12 protein-coding genes and 1 pseudogene are annotated in these 17,406 nt (G+C 67.6%); 5 read left to right on the top strand and 8 right to left on the bottom strand.

The features are described 5' to 3' along the window. Window positions 1-30 precede the first annotated feature (30 nt). Window positions 31-1,452 (bottom strand): Hsp70 family protein, encoded by a 1,422-nt coding sequence (locus SNAS_RS14655; RefSeq protein ID WP_013018219.1) that lies wholly within the window; start codon window positions 1,450-1,452, stop codon window positions 31-33. Window positions 1,453-1,591: 139 nt separating this feature from the next. On the opposite strand from SNAS_RS14655, the gene SNAS_RS14650 reads away from it, so the two are divergent. From SNAS_RS14650 to SNAS_RS36730, 3 genes and pseudogenes are all read left to right on the top strand, one after another. Next, entirely contained in the window at window positions 1,592-2,398 is an 807-nt protein-coding gene (locus SNAS_RS14650; RefSeq protein WP_013018218.1) for a glycerophosphodiester phosphodiesterase family protein, read from the top strand. 15 nt (window positions 2,399-2,413) lie between these two features. Beyond that, window positions 2,414-3,742, top strand: a complete 1,329-nt coding sequence (locus SNAS_RS14645; protein WP_013018217.1) for an MFS transporter — start codon at window positions 2,414-2,416, stop codon at window positions 3,740-3,742. Window positions 3,743-3,788: 46 nt separating this feature from the next. Further along, a pseudogene (locus SNAS_RS36730) lies at window positions 3,789-4,418 on the top strand (thymidine kinase); the annotation flags it as partial. A gap of 3 nt (window positions 4,419-4,421) precedes the next feature. On the opposite strand, the gene SNAS_RS14635 reads toward SNAS_RS36730, so the two are convergent. Then, window positions 4,422-5,504 (bottom strand): DUF4185 domain-containing protein, encoded by a 1,083-nt coding sequence (locus SNAS_RS14635; protein WP_041624888.1) that lies wholly within the window; start codon window positions 5,502-5,504, stop codon window positions 4,422-4,424. A 107-nt stretch (window positions 5,505-5,611) separates the two neighbouring features. Here SNAS_RS14635 and SNAS_RS32795 point away from each other — a divergent pair, with 107 nt between their 5' ends. Further along, the gene (locus tag SNAS_RS32795) at window positions 5,612-6,118 is read left to right on the top strand and encodes a DUF4190 domain-containing protein (protein WP_013018215.1); all 507 of its coding nucleotides are present in this window, start codon (window positions 5,612-5,614) and stop codon (window positions 6,116-6,118) included. Here the strand turns inward: SNAS_RS32795 and SNAS_RS14625 are convergent. Continuing rightward, window positions 6,115-7,116 (bottom strand): NAD-dependent epimerase/dehydratase family protein, encoded by a 1,002-nt coding sequence (locus tag SNAS_RS14625; protein ID WP_013018214.1) that lies wholly within the window; start codon window positions 7,114-7,116, stop codon window positions 6,115-6,117. The two genes, SNAS_RS32795 and SNAS_RS14625, sit on opposite strands and share 4 nt — an antisense overlap. A 213-nt stretch (window positions 7,117-7,329) precedes the next feature. On the opposite strand from SNAS_RS14625, the gene SNAS_RS14620 reads away from it, so the two are divergent. Continuing rightward, window positions 7,330-7,926 carry a peptidoglycan-binding domain-containing protein gene (locus SNAS_RS14620; RefSeq protein ID WP_013018213.1) on the top strand — a complete coding sequence of 199 codons (597 nt, stop codon included), beginning with the start codon at window positions 7,330-7,332 and terminating at the stop codon, window positions 7,924-7,926. A gap of 67 nt (window positions 7,927-7,993) precedes the next feature. Here the strand turns inward: SNAS_RS14620 and SNAS_RS14615 are convergent, their stop codons facing one another. From SNAS_RS14615 to SNAS_RS14595, 5 genes are read right to left on the bottom strand one after another with little or no spacing between them, the layout of a single operon-like run. Beyond that, window positions 7,994-9,712, bottom strand: a complete 1,719-nt coding sequence (locus tag SNAS_RS14615) for a glycine/sarcosine N-methyltransferase (protein ID WP_013018212.1) — start codon at window positions 9,710-9,712, stop codon at window positions 7,994-7,996. Window positions 9,713-9,721: 9 nt separating this feature from the next. Beyond that, window positions 9,722-12,811, bottom strand: a complete 3,090-nt coding sequence (locus SNAS_RS37200) for a PQQ-dependent sugar dehydrogenase (RefSeq protein WP_013018211.1) — start codon at window positions 12,809-12,811, stop codon at window positions 9,722-9,724. Then, entirely contained in the window at window positions 12,804-14,234 is a 1,431-nt protein-coding gene (locus SNAS_RS14605) for a glycosyltransferase family 2 protein (protein WP_013018210.1), read from the bottom strand. The genes SNAS_RS37200 and SNAS_RS14605 overlap by 8 nt, the downstream gene beginning before the upstream one ends. Further along, window positions 14,227-16,590, bottom strand: a complete 2,364-nt coding sequence (locus SNAS_RS14600) for a glycosyltransferase (protein ID WP_013018209.1) — start codon at window positions 16,588-16,590, stop codon at window positions 14,227-14,229. The genes SNAS_RS14605 and SNAS_RS14600 overlap by 8 nt, the downstream gene beginning before the upstream one ends. After that, entirely contained in the window at window positions 16,590-17,033 is a 444-nt protein-coding gene (locus SNAS_RS14595; protein ID WP_013018208.1) for a GtrA family protein, read from the bottom strand. The genes SNAS_RS14600 and SNAS_RS14595 overlap by 1 nt, the downstream gene beginning before the upstream one ends. Window positions 17,034-17,406: the final 373 nt, after the last annotated feature.

Below are 17,406 nucleotides of genomic sequence, written 5' to 3'. Positions count from 1 at the left end.
CGGGTGTGTCACCGCACGCGCGAAGGCCCGTCAGACGAGCGCCGCTATCAGCAGGATGATGAAGCCCACCACCAGGATCGCGGCGATCACAATGGTCACCACGACCGCGGGTTCCTGGCTGGCCTTCTTGCGCGGTGCCCGCGGTTGTTGCTGCTGCATCGGCATCGGCCGGGGTGCGGGCGGCATCTGCGGACGGGGCGCCATCGGCTGCTGGATGGGACGCGGTGCGGGCGGCATCTGCGGTCGCGGCGCCATCGGCTGCTGCATCGGGGGACGCTGCTGTTGCTGCATCGGCGGCCGTTGTTGCTGTTGCATCGGAGGGCGCTGCGGCGGCCCCGAGATCGGACGGCCGGGAGCGGCCGGGCCGCTGACCGGGCGGTTGCCCGCGGCGGCGCCGCCGATGGCCAGCGCGCCCTCGACCACGACGGTCTCGGGCTGCTCGAAGGTCCGCGGCGCCACGCCCAGTCCGGTGTGGATCAGGCTGGCGGCCATCGGGATCCGGCTGGAACCGCCGACCAGGAAGATGCCCACCAGGTCCTTGGGCTGCTGCTTGGCGCCCGCGATGGCCCGTTGCATGCACTCGATGGTGCGCTCGATGAGCGGACGGGCGATGCCGTCGAACTCCTCGCGGGTGAGGTGGGCGTCGACCTCCATGGTCGGCAGGTGGATGTCGGCCGAGGAGGCGCGCGACAGGGTCTGTTTGGCGTCGCGGGCGTCCTCGTAGAGGGTGCGCCGGTAGCGGCGGTCCTTGTCGTCGGTGGGGTTCATCAGCCGGGCCCAGGCCTGGGCGTGGCTGACGCCGTAGGTCTTGCCGAGGTGTTCGACGATGCCGTGGTCGAAGTCCAGACCGCCCACATCGGGCAGACCTTCCTCGCTGAGCACCTCGAAGCCGGTCTGGGTGCGGCGCACCACGGTCGCGTCGAAGGTGCCGCCGCCGAAGTCGTAGATGGCCAGTGCCCGGCCCACCGGGACGGCGGTGCCCAGCACGGAGGTGAAGTAGGAGGCCGCGCCCACCGGCTCGGGGATGAGCTGCGGTTTGGGGAGTCCGGCGAACTTGGCGGCCTCCAGCAGCAGGTTGCGGCGGCGCTCGCCCCAGCGCGCCGGGTGGGTCATGCGCACGACCTCGGGGGGTCCGCCCAGCTGGCGGCGGGCCTCGGCCGTGACGTGCTCGAGGACGTAGGCCATCGCCCGGGAGACCGGGATCTCCTGGTCGCCAAGGAAGATCGTGGTGTCGTCGATGCGGCGTTTGGGGTTCGGCTCGAACCGCGCGGGGTCCATCCGCGCGTTGCGTTCGGCGTCACGGCCCACCAGCATCCGGCCGTCGGAGGCCAGGAAGATCGCCGAGGGCAGCATCGGGGAACCGTCGAACAACAACGGCTTGACGCGGCCGTCGTTCATCCGCAGGATCGCCACCGTGTTGGACGTTCCAAAGTCAATTCCGAGCACACGCATGAAGCAAAGTCTCCTAGTTCGAATGCACACCCTAATGGGCGGGTTCCCGCTGGGATATGCCGGTGGCGGCCCCGAAAGCCGCAAACATCTCATAAACGTACGAAACCCCGTCAATCCCGCGATGGTGGATACTCGGCCGATGCGGGCTATTCACTTCCCCCGACGCCGGGTCCTGGGGCCGTACCCGTTCCTGAACGGGGGCCGTCCGCTGGCCTTCGCCCACCGGGGCGGGGCGGCCGACGGCGACGAGAACACCCCGGCGGCGTTCGCGCGCGCCGTGGCGTGCGGGTACCGGTACCTGGAGACCGACGCGCACGCCAGCCGGGACGGTGTCGCGGTGTTGTTCCACGACCACGATCTGTCGCGATTGACCGGAGACAGTGTCACGATCGCATCTCTGAAGTGGAGCGATCTGCGCACGATCCGGTTGAACGGCGAGCCGCTGATCCCCCGGCTGGACGACACGCTGGCGTCGTGGCCGGGGATCCGCTTCAACATCGACACCAAGTCCGACGCGGCGGTGCAGCCGGTCCTGGACGCCGTCGCGGGCGCCGCGGCCCGCGACCGGGTCCTGATCGGATCGTTCTCGGACGCGCGGCTGGCGCGGGTGCGCGCCGCCACCAGTCCCCGGCTGGCCACCGCCATGGGCACGCGTGAGGTGGCCCGGCTGTGGGCCGCCTCCCGGCTGGGGTTCGCCGCCGGGCTGCTGGGTTTCGTGCCCCGGGCCCCGGCGGTGCAGGTGCCGCTGTACCGGGGCCGGATCAAGGTGGTGGACGAGCGGTTCGTGCGGCACGCCCACCGCCTGGGCATCGACGTCCATGTATGGACTGTCGACGATGCGCAGACGATATCGGCGTTGCTCGATCTGGGGGTGGACGGCATCATGACCGATCGACTCGACATACTTGCCGATGTCTACCGTGCGCGCGGCCTGTGGCCCGCCTGAGTCAAAGGGCTGTTCGTGACAACCACCGACATCGTCAGCACGCCGCGCGAACGCGCGGGCTGGTACGCCTACGACTGGGCGAACTCGGCGTTTCCCACCACTGTGGTCACGGCTTTTCTGGGTCCGTACCTGACGGCCATCGCCAAGGTCGGCGCCGACGGCAACGGTGACATCGACGTCTATGGACTGTCCATCAGCGCCAAGGAACTGTGGCCCTATGTCACCAGCCTGTCGGTGATCCTGCAGGTCGTGGTGATGCCGGTGGTCGGCGCGATCGCCGACCGCACCTCCCGCAAGAAGCGGCTGCTGTCCATCATGGCCTACACCGGGGCGGCCTCCACCTGCGGACTGGTGTTCCTCACCGGCGACCGGTACATGTTGGGGGCGTGGCTGTTCCTCATCGCCAACGTCTCCTTCGGCGCCAGTGTCGTCGTGTACAACTCCTTCCTGCCGCAGATCGCCGCCGAACCGGACCGCGACAAGGTGTCCAGCCGGGGCTGGGCCATCGGCTACCTGGGCGGCGGCACGCTGCTGCTGTTCAACGTCATCGCGGTCGTGTTGGGCGGCAGCGAGAACCAGGCCGACATGGCCCGCTGGTCGCTGGTGTCGGCGGGCGTGTGGTGGGCGGGGTTCACGACGCTGACGGTGGCGTGGTTGCGCGACCGTCCGGCACTGGAGGGTGAGTACCGCGGGTTCGTCCTCACCGCCGGGTTCAAACAGTTCTGGCGCACCCTGAAGGACATGCGGAACTATCCGCTGAGCATCTTCTTCCTGATCGCGTTCCTGGTCTACAACGACGGCATCCAGACCGTGTTCAACATGGCCGGGACCTACGGCGCCGAGGAACTGGGTTTCGAACTCGACGCGCTCATGCCGGTCATCCTGCTGGTGCAGTTCGTGGCCTTCGGCGGTGCGATGGTCATGGGTTGGCTGGCGAAACTGTACGGCGCCAAGGCGACCGTGCTGGGCAGCCTGCTGGTGTGGGTGGCGATCGTCGTGTTCGCCTACTTCGTCCCGGCGGAGAACTTCGCGATGCTGTTGATCATGGGCGTGGGCATCGGACTGGTCCTGGGCGGTTCGCAGGCGCTGAGCCGGTCCATGTTCAGCCAGCTGATCCCCAAGGGCAAGGAGGGCGAGTACTTCGGTCTGTACGAGATCTCCGACCGGGGCACCAGCTGGATGGGGCCGTTGCTGTTCGGATTGGCGATCGCCATGACCGACAGCTACCGGATCGCGATCCTGTCGCTGATCGTGTTCTTCGCCCTGGGCTTCGTCCTGCTGTTGCTGGTGCCGGTGCGCAAGGCCATCATCGCGGCGGGCAACACGCCACCGGCGAAGGTCTAGGCGGCGTTAGCACAGCCACCGGTCCCCCTCCGGTGGCGGACCCTCGATTGTCGATCGTTTAGGCTCGCTGGTCGTGACCGTTTCTCCCCCTCGACACCCCCGCCACGGCGCCCGGCTGAAGTTCTACTACGGCCCCATGGACTGCGGAAAGTCCACTTTGGCGTTGCAGATTCACCACAATCACACCCGGCAGGGACGAAACGGACTGCTGCTGACCCGGCACGACCGCTCGGGGCGGCCCCGCGTCACCACCCGCATCGGCCTGACCCGCGACGCCATCGAACTGGCCGACGGCGACAACCTGCTCGAACTGGCCTCGGGGCTGGGCGTCGACTACGTCATCTGCGACGAGGCGAACTTCTTCACCTGCGAGCACGTCGAGCAGATGGCCGACCTGGTCGACCAGCACGGCGTGGACGTCTACGCCTTCGGGCTGGCCACCGACTTCACCTCCACCCTGTTCCCGGCGGCGGCGCGGCTGTTCGAACTGGCCGACGAGGTGGCCCGGCTTCAGGTCGAGGTGCTGTGCTGGTGCGGTGCCGACGGCGTCCTCAACGCCCGCGTCGCGGGCGGCCAGCTGGTGCGCGAGGGCGAGCGGTTCCTCGTCGGCGACACCGACGCCGCCTCCATCCACTACCAAGTGTTGTGCCGCAAGCACTACCGCAGCGGCGAACTGTCGTTACGGGGTGAAGCCGCGTACCCGGTGCTGCATCACCCGGTAGGGCCAGCCGTCGTTGGTGTTCCACTGGCTGACGGCCAGGTGCAGTTCACCGATGGTGGAGCCGGGGATGATGTAGCCGCCGTACAACTGGGCCACGTGTGAGTCGTCCTCGTTGCCCCACGAGGTCCCCCACAGCAGCGTCTCCCGTCTGGCTTCGTACAGATTGGACGTCGGGGTGTCCATGATGATGCCGTCGATGCGGTAGTCGCCCTCGTTGAACCAGGTCAGCACCCACTTGCCGTCCAGGGGGCGCAGGCACAGTTCGCCGAAGCGGCCCTCCAGGACCGGGCTGGGCGGGTTGCCCCAGGCCCAACCGCCCTCGGCCTTCCAGCCCCAGGGTTCGTAGGCGGCCGGGTCGGCGATCTTGTCGGCGGGCACCCGCTGCAGGATCATCGGCTTGTCGCGCTGGAACCCGGTGGAGAACAGGTAGACGTAGCCGTCGTCGCCCAGTCCCCAGGTCAGCAGCTGGAACATGCCGCCGTGCAGGTCGGGGGCGAACTTGGCGCCGGTGTGGGCCCAGGTGGCGCCGGAGTCGTCGGAGCGCCAGATCTCGGTCCACACCACATTGCCCAGGCCCTTGTTCACCATGGCGTGCAGGTACATGGTGTCGCCGATGGTGATCACGTCGGAGGGCAGGACGGTGGAGAACTGCGGGTTGTCGTGGTCGTAGGCCCACAGCTGCTGGGCGGCGTCGCCGCCGACGGCGCCCGACCAGGTGACGCCGCCGTTGAGGTCGCCGGTCTCGGACCACAGCGCGACCGGGGAGCGCCACCAGCCGCCGCCCACCTGGGCGTTCTCGAAGGTGTCGCCGAAGACGAACAGCGTCCGGCCGTCGGGGGTCGTGGCGGGGATGCCCAGGTCGGTGGCTTCCATCCGGAACCGGGTGGTGATGCCCGGGCCGGTCAGGTCGGCGATCTTCTTGACCTCCAGCGCCCGGGTCGGCTCGCGCCGTCCGGCCGCGTGGGCCAGGGACCCCGTGGCCGCCAGACCCGCGCCCAGCGCTCCGGCCGCCGCGACCTTGAGGAATGTCGACCTTCTCATGGCGGCACAGGCTATGAGCAGGCTCAACATTTGCTCCACAACCTGTGACCCATGCGACGTCACCACCGGTATTTTGCCTCGTTGCGATGCCGGGATAATGTCGACCGGTGACCTACGACCCTTCGGCGCAGCAGCCCGACGATCCGTACACGCAGTACCCGGACTCGCCGCCGCCTCAGCAGCCCACCTCGGGCGGGTATTACCCGCAGCAGCAGCCCGGCTATCAACAGCCCGGATACCAGCAACCGGGGTATCAGCAGCCTGGCTACCAGCAGTCCGGATACCAGCAACCGGCGTACCAGCAGACGCCCGGTTACATGCCCGAGCAGGAGCTGCCGCAGGGCATGCCGCTGACCTCGATGATCCTGGGCATCGTGTCGATTCCGCTGGTGTTCTGCTGCTACATCGGAACGATCACCGGCATCCTGGCGATCATCTTCGGTGCCATCGGGCTGTCCCAGGTCAACAAGGGTGAGGCCCGCGGTAAGGGTATGGCGATGGCCGGGTTGATCCTGGGTATCTCCGCGTTCGTCGTCCTGATCGTGTTCATCGTGCTCTACATCGCCGTGGGCGCTTCCGTCGGTTACGACTTCAACGACTACAACTCGTACTAGGACTTGTCTCGCCCGTGCCAGGCGGCCAGCACCTCGGCCTCCCTGGCGCGGGTGAGTCCTTTCTGGGGGTCGCGGGGTTTGTCCTTCATGGACGCGTACCAGTCGGCGGCGGATTCCGCGACGGGGCGGTTGCGCATCCCGGCGGCGACCGAGGCGGTCACGTCGTGGGTCAGCATCCCGGCGTATTCGGGCAGCGGCAGCCACATCGGCAGTGACTGCTCCCCCGACCACGGGTTGATCTCGTGGGCCTGGACGAAGTCCTGGTCCACCCAGGTGAACTCGGGGGTGGTGCCCATGCCCTCGGCGACGCCGTCCAGGAACCGCTGGAACGGCACCGGCGGGCACACCGCGTCGAAGGTGCCCACGACCTGGTTCTCGGCCGCGTCGATGATCCACTCGGCGTGGTCGCGCACGTCGATCCACTGCACCAGCCGCTGCGGGTCGCCCGGTGCCAGCACCTCACCGGCCTCGGCGAGCCGGTCGGGCCAGTAGCCGAAGCGGTAGCCGGGGTCGCCGGGGCCGATGATCAGGCCCGGACGCGCGATGAACGCCTTGTCCCCCACCGCGGATCGCACCAGGTTCTCGCAGGCGACCTTGCTGGCGCCGTACACCTCGATGTCGGGGTCGGTGCTGTCCTCGTCGATCGGGTCGTTGAGTTTCCCGTTGCCGGGGTGCTGTCCGGGGATGGAGTTGTCGGCGTAGACGTTGACGGTCGACACGAAGCTCCAGTGCCCGACCCGGTCGGCCAGTGCCGCGAGCACGGCTTTGACCTGGGCGGGGATGCGGGCGACGTCGACGACGGCGTCGAAGGTCTCCCGCGACAGCGCCGCCAGGCCCTCGCCCGGGTTGTCGCGGTCGAGTTTGACGAAGCGGGCGCCTTGCGGTGGCTGGCCGCTCTCGCCGCGGGCGGCGACGGTCACGTCGTGGCCGCGTTCCATTGCCTGGACGGCCACGGCCTTGGACAGGAAGACGGTGCCGCCGAGTACGAGAATCCTCATGACTTGACAATGGACGACGCCGCGTCGCTTTGCCAAGGTTTTACGCCGACAGCAAAGCCGATTCAGCTTTCGGCGATAAACGACGGTGGCAACAAGGTGCCACCGCGTTTAAGAGTCTATTAAGGGAATCTTTGGTGGTCGTTGGCACGGTGGTAACCGAACCCGGTGCCGCCGGGTCATTTTCGTTCTCTCCGCGAAGGGGACTACAGACCAATGCGCAATCTCAAATGGAAAATCGCCGCGACCGCCAGTGTGGTCGCGTTGGGTGTCGGTGGGGCGGTGGGTTTCTCCGGTGTGGCCGCCGCCGAACCGACCATTCTGACCTCGACGTCGTTTGTGGACGGCCTTGACAAGGTCACAGACGACTTCAACGACCACGCCAGGGAACTGGGCGCGCCGCTCAGCGACCACGGCAAGAACTCCTGGGGTACCGACATCGTCATCGTGTGGCAGGCCATCCTGGCCGCCGACGGCTACCTCACCTATGAGGGGGTCGACGGTTACTTCGGTGCCAAGACCGCCGCGGCCACCGCCAAGTGGCAGGCCGACCGGGGCATCGACGCCGACAAGCCGGGCACCGTCGGCCACACGACCTGGGCGTACGCGGACAACAACCTCATCGCCGACGACGGCACCGTCGACTACCGCACCCCCGGCCTGGGTGTCGTGGTCTTCAAGCGGGCGCCGGGTCCTGACGGCCACTACACGCTGGTGTCCACCGCCGACGCGGCCGACGGCTACGGCTGGCGCAACCGGGGTGGGGACCACATCTACTTCTCCAAGATGACCCTGCGGTTGGCCTTGGAGTAGAGGGTTCGGCACGGAAAGAGCAGCGGCCCCGGCGGGAGCGAAAGCCGGGGCCGCGTTCGTGTCGGTGTCAGCGTTTGGTGAAGTGGAAGACGCCCCAGGCCAGGTCGCCGGAGTGTCCACCGTCGACCCACCGCTGTAGGCCGGTCTTCATCCGCTCCAGGTACTCGGGACTGACGTCCTTGAGCAGTTCGGCCTCCCGGCGCTCGGTCTCGGCGAGCACCGCGGCGTAGTGGGTGGACAGGTGCGGCAGCAGGTCCTCGTAGTCCACCTTGGCCATACCCTGCCCGGCGCACTCGCGTTCGTAGAAACCGGGAGTGCCCATGCTGTCGAGGTCCAGGCGCTTGAGGATCGGGCGCAGCACCTCGCGATCGGCGTTGTCGGCGGCCATCGGGTCGGTGAACACGAAGGCGCCGCCGGTGCGCAGCACCCGCGCGACCTCCTCGAGCACCCGCACCCTGTCGCCACTGTGGAGTATGGCGTCCTGGGACCACACGACGTCGAAGTCCTTGTCGGGTACCGGGATCTCCTCGAACGAGCCGTCCAGGACGTCGATGAGATGGTCGAGGCCCGCCTGCTGGTTGGCCTCGCGGTTGCGGGTGTTCTCGACCTCGCTGAGGTTGAGACAGGTGACCTGGCATCCGTAGGTGGCGGCCAGGTACCGGGCGGAGCCGCCATAGCCGGAACCGAGGTCGATGACCCGGGAGTTCTCGTCCAGTTCCAGCCGTGAGGCCATCTTCTCCACGGTGCGGCGGCTGGCGGCGGCGATGTCGCCGTCACCCGGCTCGTATATCCCGATGTGGATATCGTTGCCGCCCCAGATGGTGTGGTAGAAGTTGTCGGCGTCCGAGGAGTTGTAGTAGTCGCGGGCCGTCTGGACCGCCGGGGAGTATCTGTCCACGCGTCGTTCCTCCAAGTGGTAGGCCTTCTCGGCGATGTGGATGTAGAAGTCCGGCTGGTCGCCGTGGTACGTCTCCTGGAAGTCGCCGTAGGTGTCGATCCGCTGGAAACCCACCTCGCGCATCAGTCTGCGCACGTATTCCTTGCGCAGCGGGAACATGTTGAGGTGGTACCGGGACTTGTCGGGGAAGGTGTAGCGGAACCGCGCCAGCCCTTCGTCCACATACTCCGGTTCGGCGGTGACGTCGTCGCCGCAGTAGTAGTACACGTGCTTGTTGCCGTAGTCACCGTCCAGGAGCGCGTCATAGTTGCGCTGGTCGATGATCAGCACGCCGTCGTGCTTGAGCATCGCGTAGAACTCCGCCAGCGCCTTGCGGCGGTCCCGGGCCGAGAACAGGTGGGTGAAGGAGTTGCCCAGGCAGATGATGGCGTCGTAGGTGCCGTGGACGTCGCGGTTGAGCCAGCGCCAGTCGGCGTGCACGACGCGCAGGATGTGCCCGCCGTGTTTGAGGCCGTTGGCGAAGGCCTTGGCGAGCATCTCGGGGCTGCCGTCGGCGCTGACGGTCTCGAAGCCCTCCTCCACCAGCCGCACCGAGTGGAATCCGGTGCCGGTGGCCACATCCAGGACGGTCTTGACGCCCCGTTCCTTGAGCTGATCGATGAAGAAGCGGCCTTCGCTGGCGTAGCGGGCCTTCCAGTCGATCAGGTCGTCCCACTTCTCGACGAACCCGGTGACGTACTCGTCCTTGTAGTGATCCGTATCGCGAACCGTGAGCGGGTCTTCTCCGAAATCTTGACGATCTTGCGTAGTAATGATCCGGCTCCTGTCGTTCGGGGGCGGGGTACCGCACGCCCGACGTCGCAGCGTCAGGACGCGCGTACTGTCCATCCAAGTGGATCAGGGCCCGAATATCAAGGGCCCACAGCCTTGATCTTCACGGGATCCGGACGTCATTCCATTGTGTAAGCTCGCTTCCACCTCCGCCGGGCCGTCGACGTCGACCGAGTCGAGGGTGCTCGTGTTGGGGACGCTTCCGTTGTGGGAGGTGACGAACAGCCCCACGGTCACCGGGCCCGACAGTGTCGCGGTGGCGATCGCGGTCCACTGCTGACCGTCGGGTGATTCGTAGGCGGTGACGGTGTCACCGACGCGTTCCAGCCGGACCCAGGCGGGTGTGCCCGTCTGGGTTCCGGCCGTGTCGGTGTCGAAGCCGGTCTGCGTCCGCACCCCGTGCTCCGGGGTCACGAACGCCGCCACGTACGGCGAACCAGCCTGTGTGGACTGTTTCATCATCACGCCGGTCTTGGCCCAGTCGTCGGTGTCGGCCTGTCCGGTGACGCGCGCGGTGATCCGGCCGTCGCCGTCCAGTTGCCGGTGGCAGTAGTGGAACTGGTCGGAGGTCGCCCAGATGTCGTCGCCGGCTCCGGTGATGGTGAAGGTCCCGTTCTCGTGGGCCGCCGAGCCGGGCAGTCTCGGATCGCCGACGTCACCGCAGGTCCACGGTTCGGGGACCGGACCGGGCACACCCGACACGTCCACCGAGTCGAAGACCGCCTTGGAGAACTCGGTGTTGTCGTGGGCGGTGGAGAACAGCCCGATCGTCACGTCCTTGGCCATGGTCAGGGTCGTGGTCCCGATCCTCGTCCAGTTGGTTCCGTCGTCGGAGGTCTCGGCGGTGAAGGTGTCCCCGCTGCGGGTCAGCCGCAGCCAGGCGTTTCCGGGTTGGTAGGCGAAGCCGCCGTCGTCCTCGTTGAAGTTGGCCTGCATGCGGACGCCGTTGTCGGGAGTGACCGCGACGGCGGCATAACGGGCACCGGCCTGGGTGGACTCCTTGATCATGACCCCGGCCTTGGCCCAGTCGTCGGTGTCGGTCTGGGATGTCAGCCGCGCGGTGATCCGGCCGTCGCCCGACAGTGGACGGTTGGCGTAGTGGAACTCGTCGGTGGTGTCCCAGATGTCCCACCCGGAGCCGTTGACGGTGAACTCTCCATCCTTGTAGGACGCCCATCCGTCCTGGGTCCGGGCACCCACGTTGGTCTCGACCCACGGATCCGGCGGACGTGGCAGTTCGGTGAAGTCCACGGTGTAGACGGTGTCGCGCTCGGGGGTGACGATGGTGTGCGCGGCGTCGCCGCCGTCCGACCAGCTGGCGAACTGGTAGCGGGTGTCGTTGGCGTACTGCAACGGCGGGACGTCCAGGGTGCGCTCCACCCCCACCACCGCGGTCTCGGTCAGGGTTCCGTTGTGCGGGATGCCGTCCACGGTGAACGACAGACCCGGGGTGCCGGTCTTGACCGTCAGCGTCACCAGGTTCGGTTTGACATCCACATAGGTGGAACGTGTCAGTCCGCCGGAGTCGGTGACCTTCAGGTGAATCCGGTACCAGGTGTTGGCCAGGTTGTCGGGCGCCCTGGGGATCGTGAACTCGCCCGAGGCGACACCGTCCACAGGCCCCAGGAACGGGTGCACGTGATCGGCGTGGTGGAACATCACCGTCCATGACATCGACGCGGGCCCGAGCCTGCCGTCCTCGGGGTCGGTTCCGGTCCCGGCGAAGGAGATCGTGTCGCCCGCGTCGTACTTGAAGCCGTCGGCCGGGGCGGTGATGGTGGCGCTGGGTCTGCGGTTGCCGACCTGGACCGGCACGGTCGCGGTGTCGGTCTTGGTGCCGTCGCTGACGGTCAGCTTGACCTGGTACTTCCCGTTCCTGAAGAAGGTGTGCGACGGGTTGGCGCGCGTCGAGGTGGTGCCGTCGCCGAAGTCCCACCGGTAGCTGATCGGATCGTTGTCGGGGTCGTCGCTTCCCGCCGAGGAGAACCGCACCCGCAACGGCGCCAGGCCGTTGTCGGGGGACGCCGCGGCTTTGGCCTCGGGGGCGCGGTTGCCGCCCGAGGGCGCGATCCGGTACAGCTCACCGGGATAGATGTTGAGCTGATAGAGCGCGCCGTCGGGTCCGGTGGTCAGCTGGACCGGGGTTCCCGCGGCGGTGTCGAAGTCGTTGACGGAGATGACGCTGCGGAACTCGTCGTCCATCTTGAGGTATTTGATGAAGCCGAGGGTGTAGTCGGCGAAGAAGACCGCGTTGTCGTACTGGCTTCCGAACTGGCCGCCGGTGTAGATCTCCACCGACGTGATCGATCCCGCGCTGGCCGGAGGGGCGGTGTGCGGGTAGGTGTGGACCGGTTGGGCGTAGGGGCAGCCGTCGCACAAGCCCTCGGCCTTCGGCCAGCCGTAGTTGGCGCCGCGTTCGATCAGGTTGATCTCCTCCCAGGCCGAGCCACCGACGTCGCCGGACAACAGCCGCCCGGCGTTGGGGCCGGAGCCGATCAGGTCGAAGCGGAACGGGTTGCGCAGCCCGTAGGCCCAGATGGACGGTTCGGCGCCGGGCACCCCGGCGAAGGGGTTGTCGCCGGGAATCGTGCCGTCGGGGTTGATGCGGTGGATCTTGCCGTGCAGGTTGCCCAGCTGCTCGGAGTTGACGTTGATCGTGTTCATCCCCAGCGACCAGTACAGGGTGCCGTCGGGTGCGAACCGGATCTCGCCGCCGTGGTGGAACACATTGGATTCCTGGTCGGACTGGAGCAGCACCAGTTCCGAGCCGGGGTCGATGGTGGACCCCGTGGCGGTGAAGCGGCTGAGCCGGTTGCGGTTGTCGGTGTGGGTGTAGCCGACGTAGACATAGCCGTTGGTGTCGAAGGCCGGATCCAGTTCCAGGCCGAGCAGTCCCCGCTCGTCGGCCCCGGCCGTGGACAGAGTGATCATCGGGTCGGCACGCAGGACGCCGTTGACGATCAGCCGGATGGCGCCGTCCTTCTCCGCGACCAGGATCCTTCCGCCCGAGGCGAAGCGGAACGCCGTGGGGACGTTGAGGCCGTCGCTGATGAGGGTCTTGTCGAAGTCCGCGGGCGGGGCCGCGGTGGCCGTCGAGGCCGTCAGTGTCGCCGAGGTCAGCAGTATGACAATGGCGAAGGCTATCCGTTTAAACATTGTGGGTCTCCACTGTGTCTTCGGAACGGACCAGACCGTGCTCGGTCAGTTCCCAGTAGTGCCGTTTGCTGGGGCGCAGCAACTGGATCAGCGCCTTGTAGGCGGCCAGGCTCATCAGTCCCCAGTACAGCGGGATGGTCAGCATCACCCGCACCGCCGCGAACAGTCCACGTCGGACGCAGCCCAGCATCAGGGTGTAGCACATCAAGGCGTTGCCCAGCAGCATCGCGATCACGCCGCCGTACAGGTTGTACTTGGGAAACAGGGGTTCCAGCGGTTGCGGACCCACGATCAGGTACAGGATCGTCATCGCCCACATCACCGGGTTGACCAGTGTGGTCACCGTCGCGAAGCCGAGGGTCAGGTGCACCGCCAGACTGCGTCGGGTGCCCACCTCGCGCCACAGCCGGTAGGGCCGTCGGGAGTGGACCAGCCAGGTCTGCAGGTAGCCCTTGATCCAGCGGGACCGCTGCCGCAGCCAGTTGCCGAGCCGGGCGTTGGCCTCCTCCTCGGTCACCGACACCATCATGCGCACGTCCCAGCCGCGGCGCGCGATCCTGATGCCCAGGTCGGCGTCCTCGGTGACGTTGTAGGGATCCCAGCCGCCCAGGGCGCGCAGCGCGTCGGTGCGGAAGTGGTTCGAGGTGCCGCCCAACGGGATCGCCAGCCGGTAGCGGTCCATGCCGTGCAGGGTCATGCTGAAGTTGGTGGCGTACTCGGCGGCGAAGCAGCGGGTCAGCCAGTTGGTCCAGGGGTTCCAGTACTGGAGTTCGGCCTGCACGCACACCACCCGCTGCGGCGACAGCCGAAACGCCAGCGCCGCCTTGCGCAGCTGGTCGGGGTCGGGCCGGTCCTCGGCGTCGTAGATGACGCAGAACTCGCCGACGGCGCGGGCCAGGCCGATGTTGCAGGCCTTGGGTTTGGTCTTGGGCACCGAGTCGGGGATCACGACGATCTCGAAGCGCGGGTCGGTGGCGCAGGTGACGGCGGCGTCCAGGGTCTCGGCGTCGTCGGCCTCGATGAGCAGCAGGATCTGTAGCCGGTCGCGCGGATAGTCCAGTGCCGACAGTCGTGACACGAGTGTCGGCAGTACCGTCGCCTCCCGGTACAGCGGCACCAGCACGGTGTAGGGCGGCAGGGCGGCGTCGGCGATCACGGTCAGGCTGCCGGGGTCGAAGTGCAGCGCGCTGCTGCGGCCCGAACCGGCGATCATGGCGAGTTTGAAACCGATGACCGCCAGGTACAGCACCACGGTCGCCGCGATCGCCATCCGGCCCCACCACAGTGGCTCGGGCCCGATGCCGAGGGTCAGGTTGAGCCCCAACGGGATCGCGATCGCCGCCGCGATCACCGTCAGCGTGATCCGCTGGCCCCGGCTGAACAGGGTCCGGGCGCTGAACTCGCGGGTGTCGACGTCAGTCATCCTCGCCCTCCGACTCCTCGGTCAGTGCCTTTGTGGACCGGAACACCAGCCGGTCGTGGAACTCGTAGACCAGCGTGTAGTGGTCCTCCAGTTGCGGCGTGTCGTACAGCGCGTGCCACACCAGGTCCTCGGCGTCGGGAAGGGCTCTCATGTAGATCCATTCGATGCCCTGCGCGTGCGGGTCGGCCAGTGCGCGTTCCCACAGCCGGTAGGTTCCCTCGTAGACCAGCGATTCGGTGGGGATGCGGGAGTCGTAGGTGACCGACTCGTTCGCGAACGACATCATGAGGGTCAGGTCGCCGTCGTGGTTGTCGCGCAGCCAGCGCGCGGTCGCGGCGTTCTCCCAGTCGGTCTCGCGGAACTCCACCGCGTCGCGAAGGGTGACCACCCCCGGCACGGTGGCGATGCCGAACGCGGTTACCAGGACGGCGACGGCCACCGCCGTCCACCGCAGTGACCGGAACCGGAACCGCCGTACCGCGCTGACGCCCACGGAGATCAGGTAACCGGCGAAGACGGCGGCGGGCAGCAGCATGATGAGTCCGAAGCGGACGTTGTAGAAGTGGCCGGTGTACTCCACGACGTTGAGCGGTCGCTGCCCGGTGTACAGCGCGACCACGAAGAACGGTCCGAAGCCCAGCAGCGGGTAGATCGCCACCCATTCGCGTCGGATCCGGTGTCTGATCAGGTACAGCAGCATCCCCGCCGCCGCGATCGCGAGCGTGACGAGCCCGATGTTGTGGTACGTCGCCAGTCCGTAGGTGCCCGAGGCGATGTCCAGTTCGCCGACGTTGACGTCGTTGCCGTCCACCCACAGGGAGGACTCGGCGTACTCGCCGCGCTGCCAGTACAGCGGGTCGGCGAAGATCACCAGGTTCCACACCAGCCAGGCCGCGATTCCCGCGCAGGCCAGGAATCCGAAGATGACCAGTGAGGACTCGGTCCTGGAGTAGCTGCGGTGCCGCCGCAGCTCCACATAGATCACGATCACCAGTGCCGCGGCGCAGAACACCCAGCCCTCGTAGCGGGTCAGGGTCGCGGCCAGCACCGCCACCGAGGCGGCCGCCAGGTCTCGGCTGCGGGCGGCCCGGCACCATTGGTCGAGGTGGTAAGTCGCGGCGGCCAGGCACGCGAACAGCGGCAGTTCGGTCATCGCGGTGGCCTGGAGGTACAGGATGTTGGCGTTGCCCGCGAACAGCGCCGCCGTGACCAGGCCGCCCAGCCGGGTGCGGGTCAGCGTCTCCCCCAGCAGGTACAGGTAGCGCACGCACAGCACGAACGAGATCATCGAGATCAGGGCCCCGGCGAAACCGTTGAGGTACCAGGATTCCCAGGCCGCCAGCGGCGCCGACAGCAGGTGCGGCAGCGGCAGCCACACCCCGCCCAGTTGGGCCAGTCCGGCGGTGGGACTGGCCACGACGCGCCGCGCGATCAGCAGGTGCGAGTTGGCGTCCTTGTAGGCCAGTAAAACGCCCTGGTCCAGATAGAACACATAGGCGGCGGCCGCCAGCAGTGCCGCCAGGATGGTGACGACGGCGGCGGTCGGGTTGGCCGGACGTGCCAGCCGTCGCAGCCACACCAGCCGGTGGGCGTCGCGGACGAGTCTGGCGTAGACCCCGGCCAGGCTCAGCAGCGACCGCGCCACCACCGACAGCCGCGCGCCGGTCTGTTCGCCGTGGGTGCGCGGATAGTGCCGCACCGGGTGTTCCACAACCCGGTTGCCGTCCACGGTGATCCGGCTGACCAGTTCGGGTGAGATCGCCGCGGCCTCACCGGTGAGGCTCAGTTCCTCCAGCAGGCGGCGGTCGATGAGTTTGTAGGCGCAGTCGACGTCGCGGCCGGGCAGCCGCAGCAGCGTCTTGCACAGCAGTGTCCACACTCGGGCGTTGAGGCGGCGATGCCACGGGTCGGCGCGGCGCTCCCGGTAACCCAGGATGGCGTCGGCGCGTTCGGTGGCCTTGCGGCGTCGCAACTCCAGCAGATCGGCGGCGTGGAACTGCCGGTCGGAGTCGGTGAGCAGGATCTGGCCCAGTTCGGTGTGCCGCAACGCGGCGTCCAGGCCGGAACGCACCGCCGCGCCGTAGCCGCGGTTGCGGTCGTGGTGCACGGCCACGACCCGGCCGGGATAGCGTCTGGCCAGTGAGTCGAGGACGTCGCCGGTGCGGTCGGTGCTGCCGTCGTTGACCACGACCACGGCGTGCGGGATCCTGGCGTCGTCCAGTGTGTCCAGGAAGTCGGTGACGGTCGCGGCGAGGTTGGCCTCCTCGCCGTAGGCGGGCATGACGACGGCGACGCCGTCGATGGCGGCGGCGACCGCGGTGCGCTGTCGCGTCGGGTGGTGCAGTTCCGTGGTCATCAGCGGGTCTCCTCGGCTGGCAGGCGCCGTCGCAGCGGAGCGGCGGTGAAGATCAGGAAGTGACAGACGACGAAGGTGACGCCCGAACCGACCACCACTCCCGCGGCGGCAGCGATGACCGGGGGCACCGAGGGCAGCGCCACGGTGAACGTGACGGTGTTGACGACCAGGGCCAGTCCGGCGGTGGCCTGATAGGACAGCCAGCGGCGGGCCAGGACCCGGGGGCGGGAACGCGCGGGCCGGTCGCCCCAGGTGAACCAGGCGCTGAGTCCGAAGTTGGCCTGGGCTGACACGACGAAGCCGATCGCGTTGGCCAGCGGCAGTGTCATGCCCAGGGCCGCAAGCCAGGTCATGACCACGACCTGGGTCGCGAAGCAGCTCAGGCCGACCAGGGCGAACCGTGACAGTCTGAGGCCGATGGGCGATGGTCGGGGGGTGGGCATGGGCACGGTCACCTCCGGGCAGGGGGCATCGCCACGAAGGCGTACCGAGTGATGCGGTGATGGGGCACAGTTGCCGTGACTGTGGGGTGTCGATCCGGTCGCTCTCAGCGATCGGTGCGTGGAAGCCTAACATTCGACATGGAACAGTCAACATTTCTTCCACAAGGACACGAGAGGCCACAGTAGACCGCGCCCGAAGAGTGATTTCCATGGGAGACACGCTTTTCCATGCGCGGTAGGGTGCTCACGCACGCCAAATCACGGACGATAATCGGGCTGTTACTCAATCCGATCAAGCGAGCCGGTTCAGTCCATTTGAGGGAGTGGCGACATGCGAAACGCATGGTGCGCCCCTGAGAAATTAACGACGACC

The sequence above is a fragment of the Stackebrandtia nassauensis DSM 44728 genome, assembly GCF_000024545.1.
GTDB classification, from domain to species: domain Bacteria; phylum Actinomycetota; class Actinomycetes; order Mycobacteriales; family Micromonosporaceae; genus Stackebrandtia; species Stackebrandtia nassauensis.
This window is presented reverse-complemented; position numbering and strand designations above follow the sequence as displayed.

Coding starts and splice junctions, on each gene's coding strand:
- SNAS_RS14655 (WP_013018219.1), bottom strand. CDS start 1,452: ATGCGTGTGCTCGGAATTGACTTTGGAACGTCCAACACGGTGGCGATC.
- SNAS_RS14650 (WP_013018218.1), top strand. CDS start 1,592: ATGCGGGCTATTCACTTCCCCCGACGCCGGGTCCTGGGGCCGTACCCG.
- SNAS_RS14635 (WP_041624888.1), bottom strand. CDS start 5,504: ATGAGAAGGTCGACATTCCTCAAGGTCGCGGCGGCCGGAGCGCTGGGC.
- SNAS_RS14625 (WP_013018214.1), bottom strand. CDS start 7,116: ATGAGGATTCTCGTACTCGGCGGCACCGTCTTCCTGTCCAAGGCCGTG.
- SNAS_RS14620 (WP_013018213.1), top strand. CDS start 7,330: ATGCGCAATCTCAAATGGAAAATCGCCGCGACCGCCAGTGTGGTCGCG.
- SNAS_RS14615 (WP_013018212.1), bottom strand. CDS start 9,712: ATGGACAGTACGCGCGTCCTGACGCTGCGACGTCGGGCGTGCGGTACC.
- SNAS_RS37200 (WP_013018211.1), bottom strand. CDS start 12,811: ATGTTTAAACGGATAGCCTTCGCCATTGTCATACTGCTGACCTCGGCG.
- SNAS_RS14605 (WP_013018210.1), bottom strand. CDS start 14,234: ATGACTGACGTCGACACCCGCGAGTTCAGCGCCCGGACCCTGTTCAGC.
- SNAS_RS14600 (WP_013018209.1), bottom strand. CDS start 16,590: ATGACCACGGAACTGCACCACCCGACGCGACAGCGCACCGCGGTCGCC.
- SNAS_RS14595 (WP_013018208.1), bottom strand. CDS start 17,033: ATGCCCACCCCCCGACCATCGCCCATCGGCCTCAGACTGTCACGGTTC.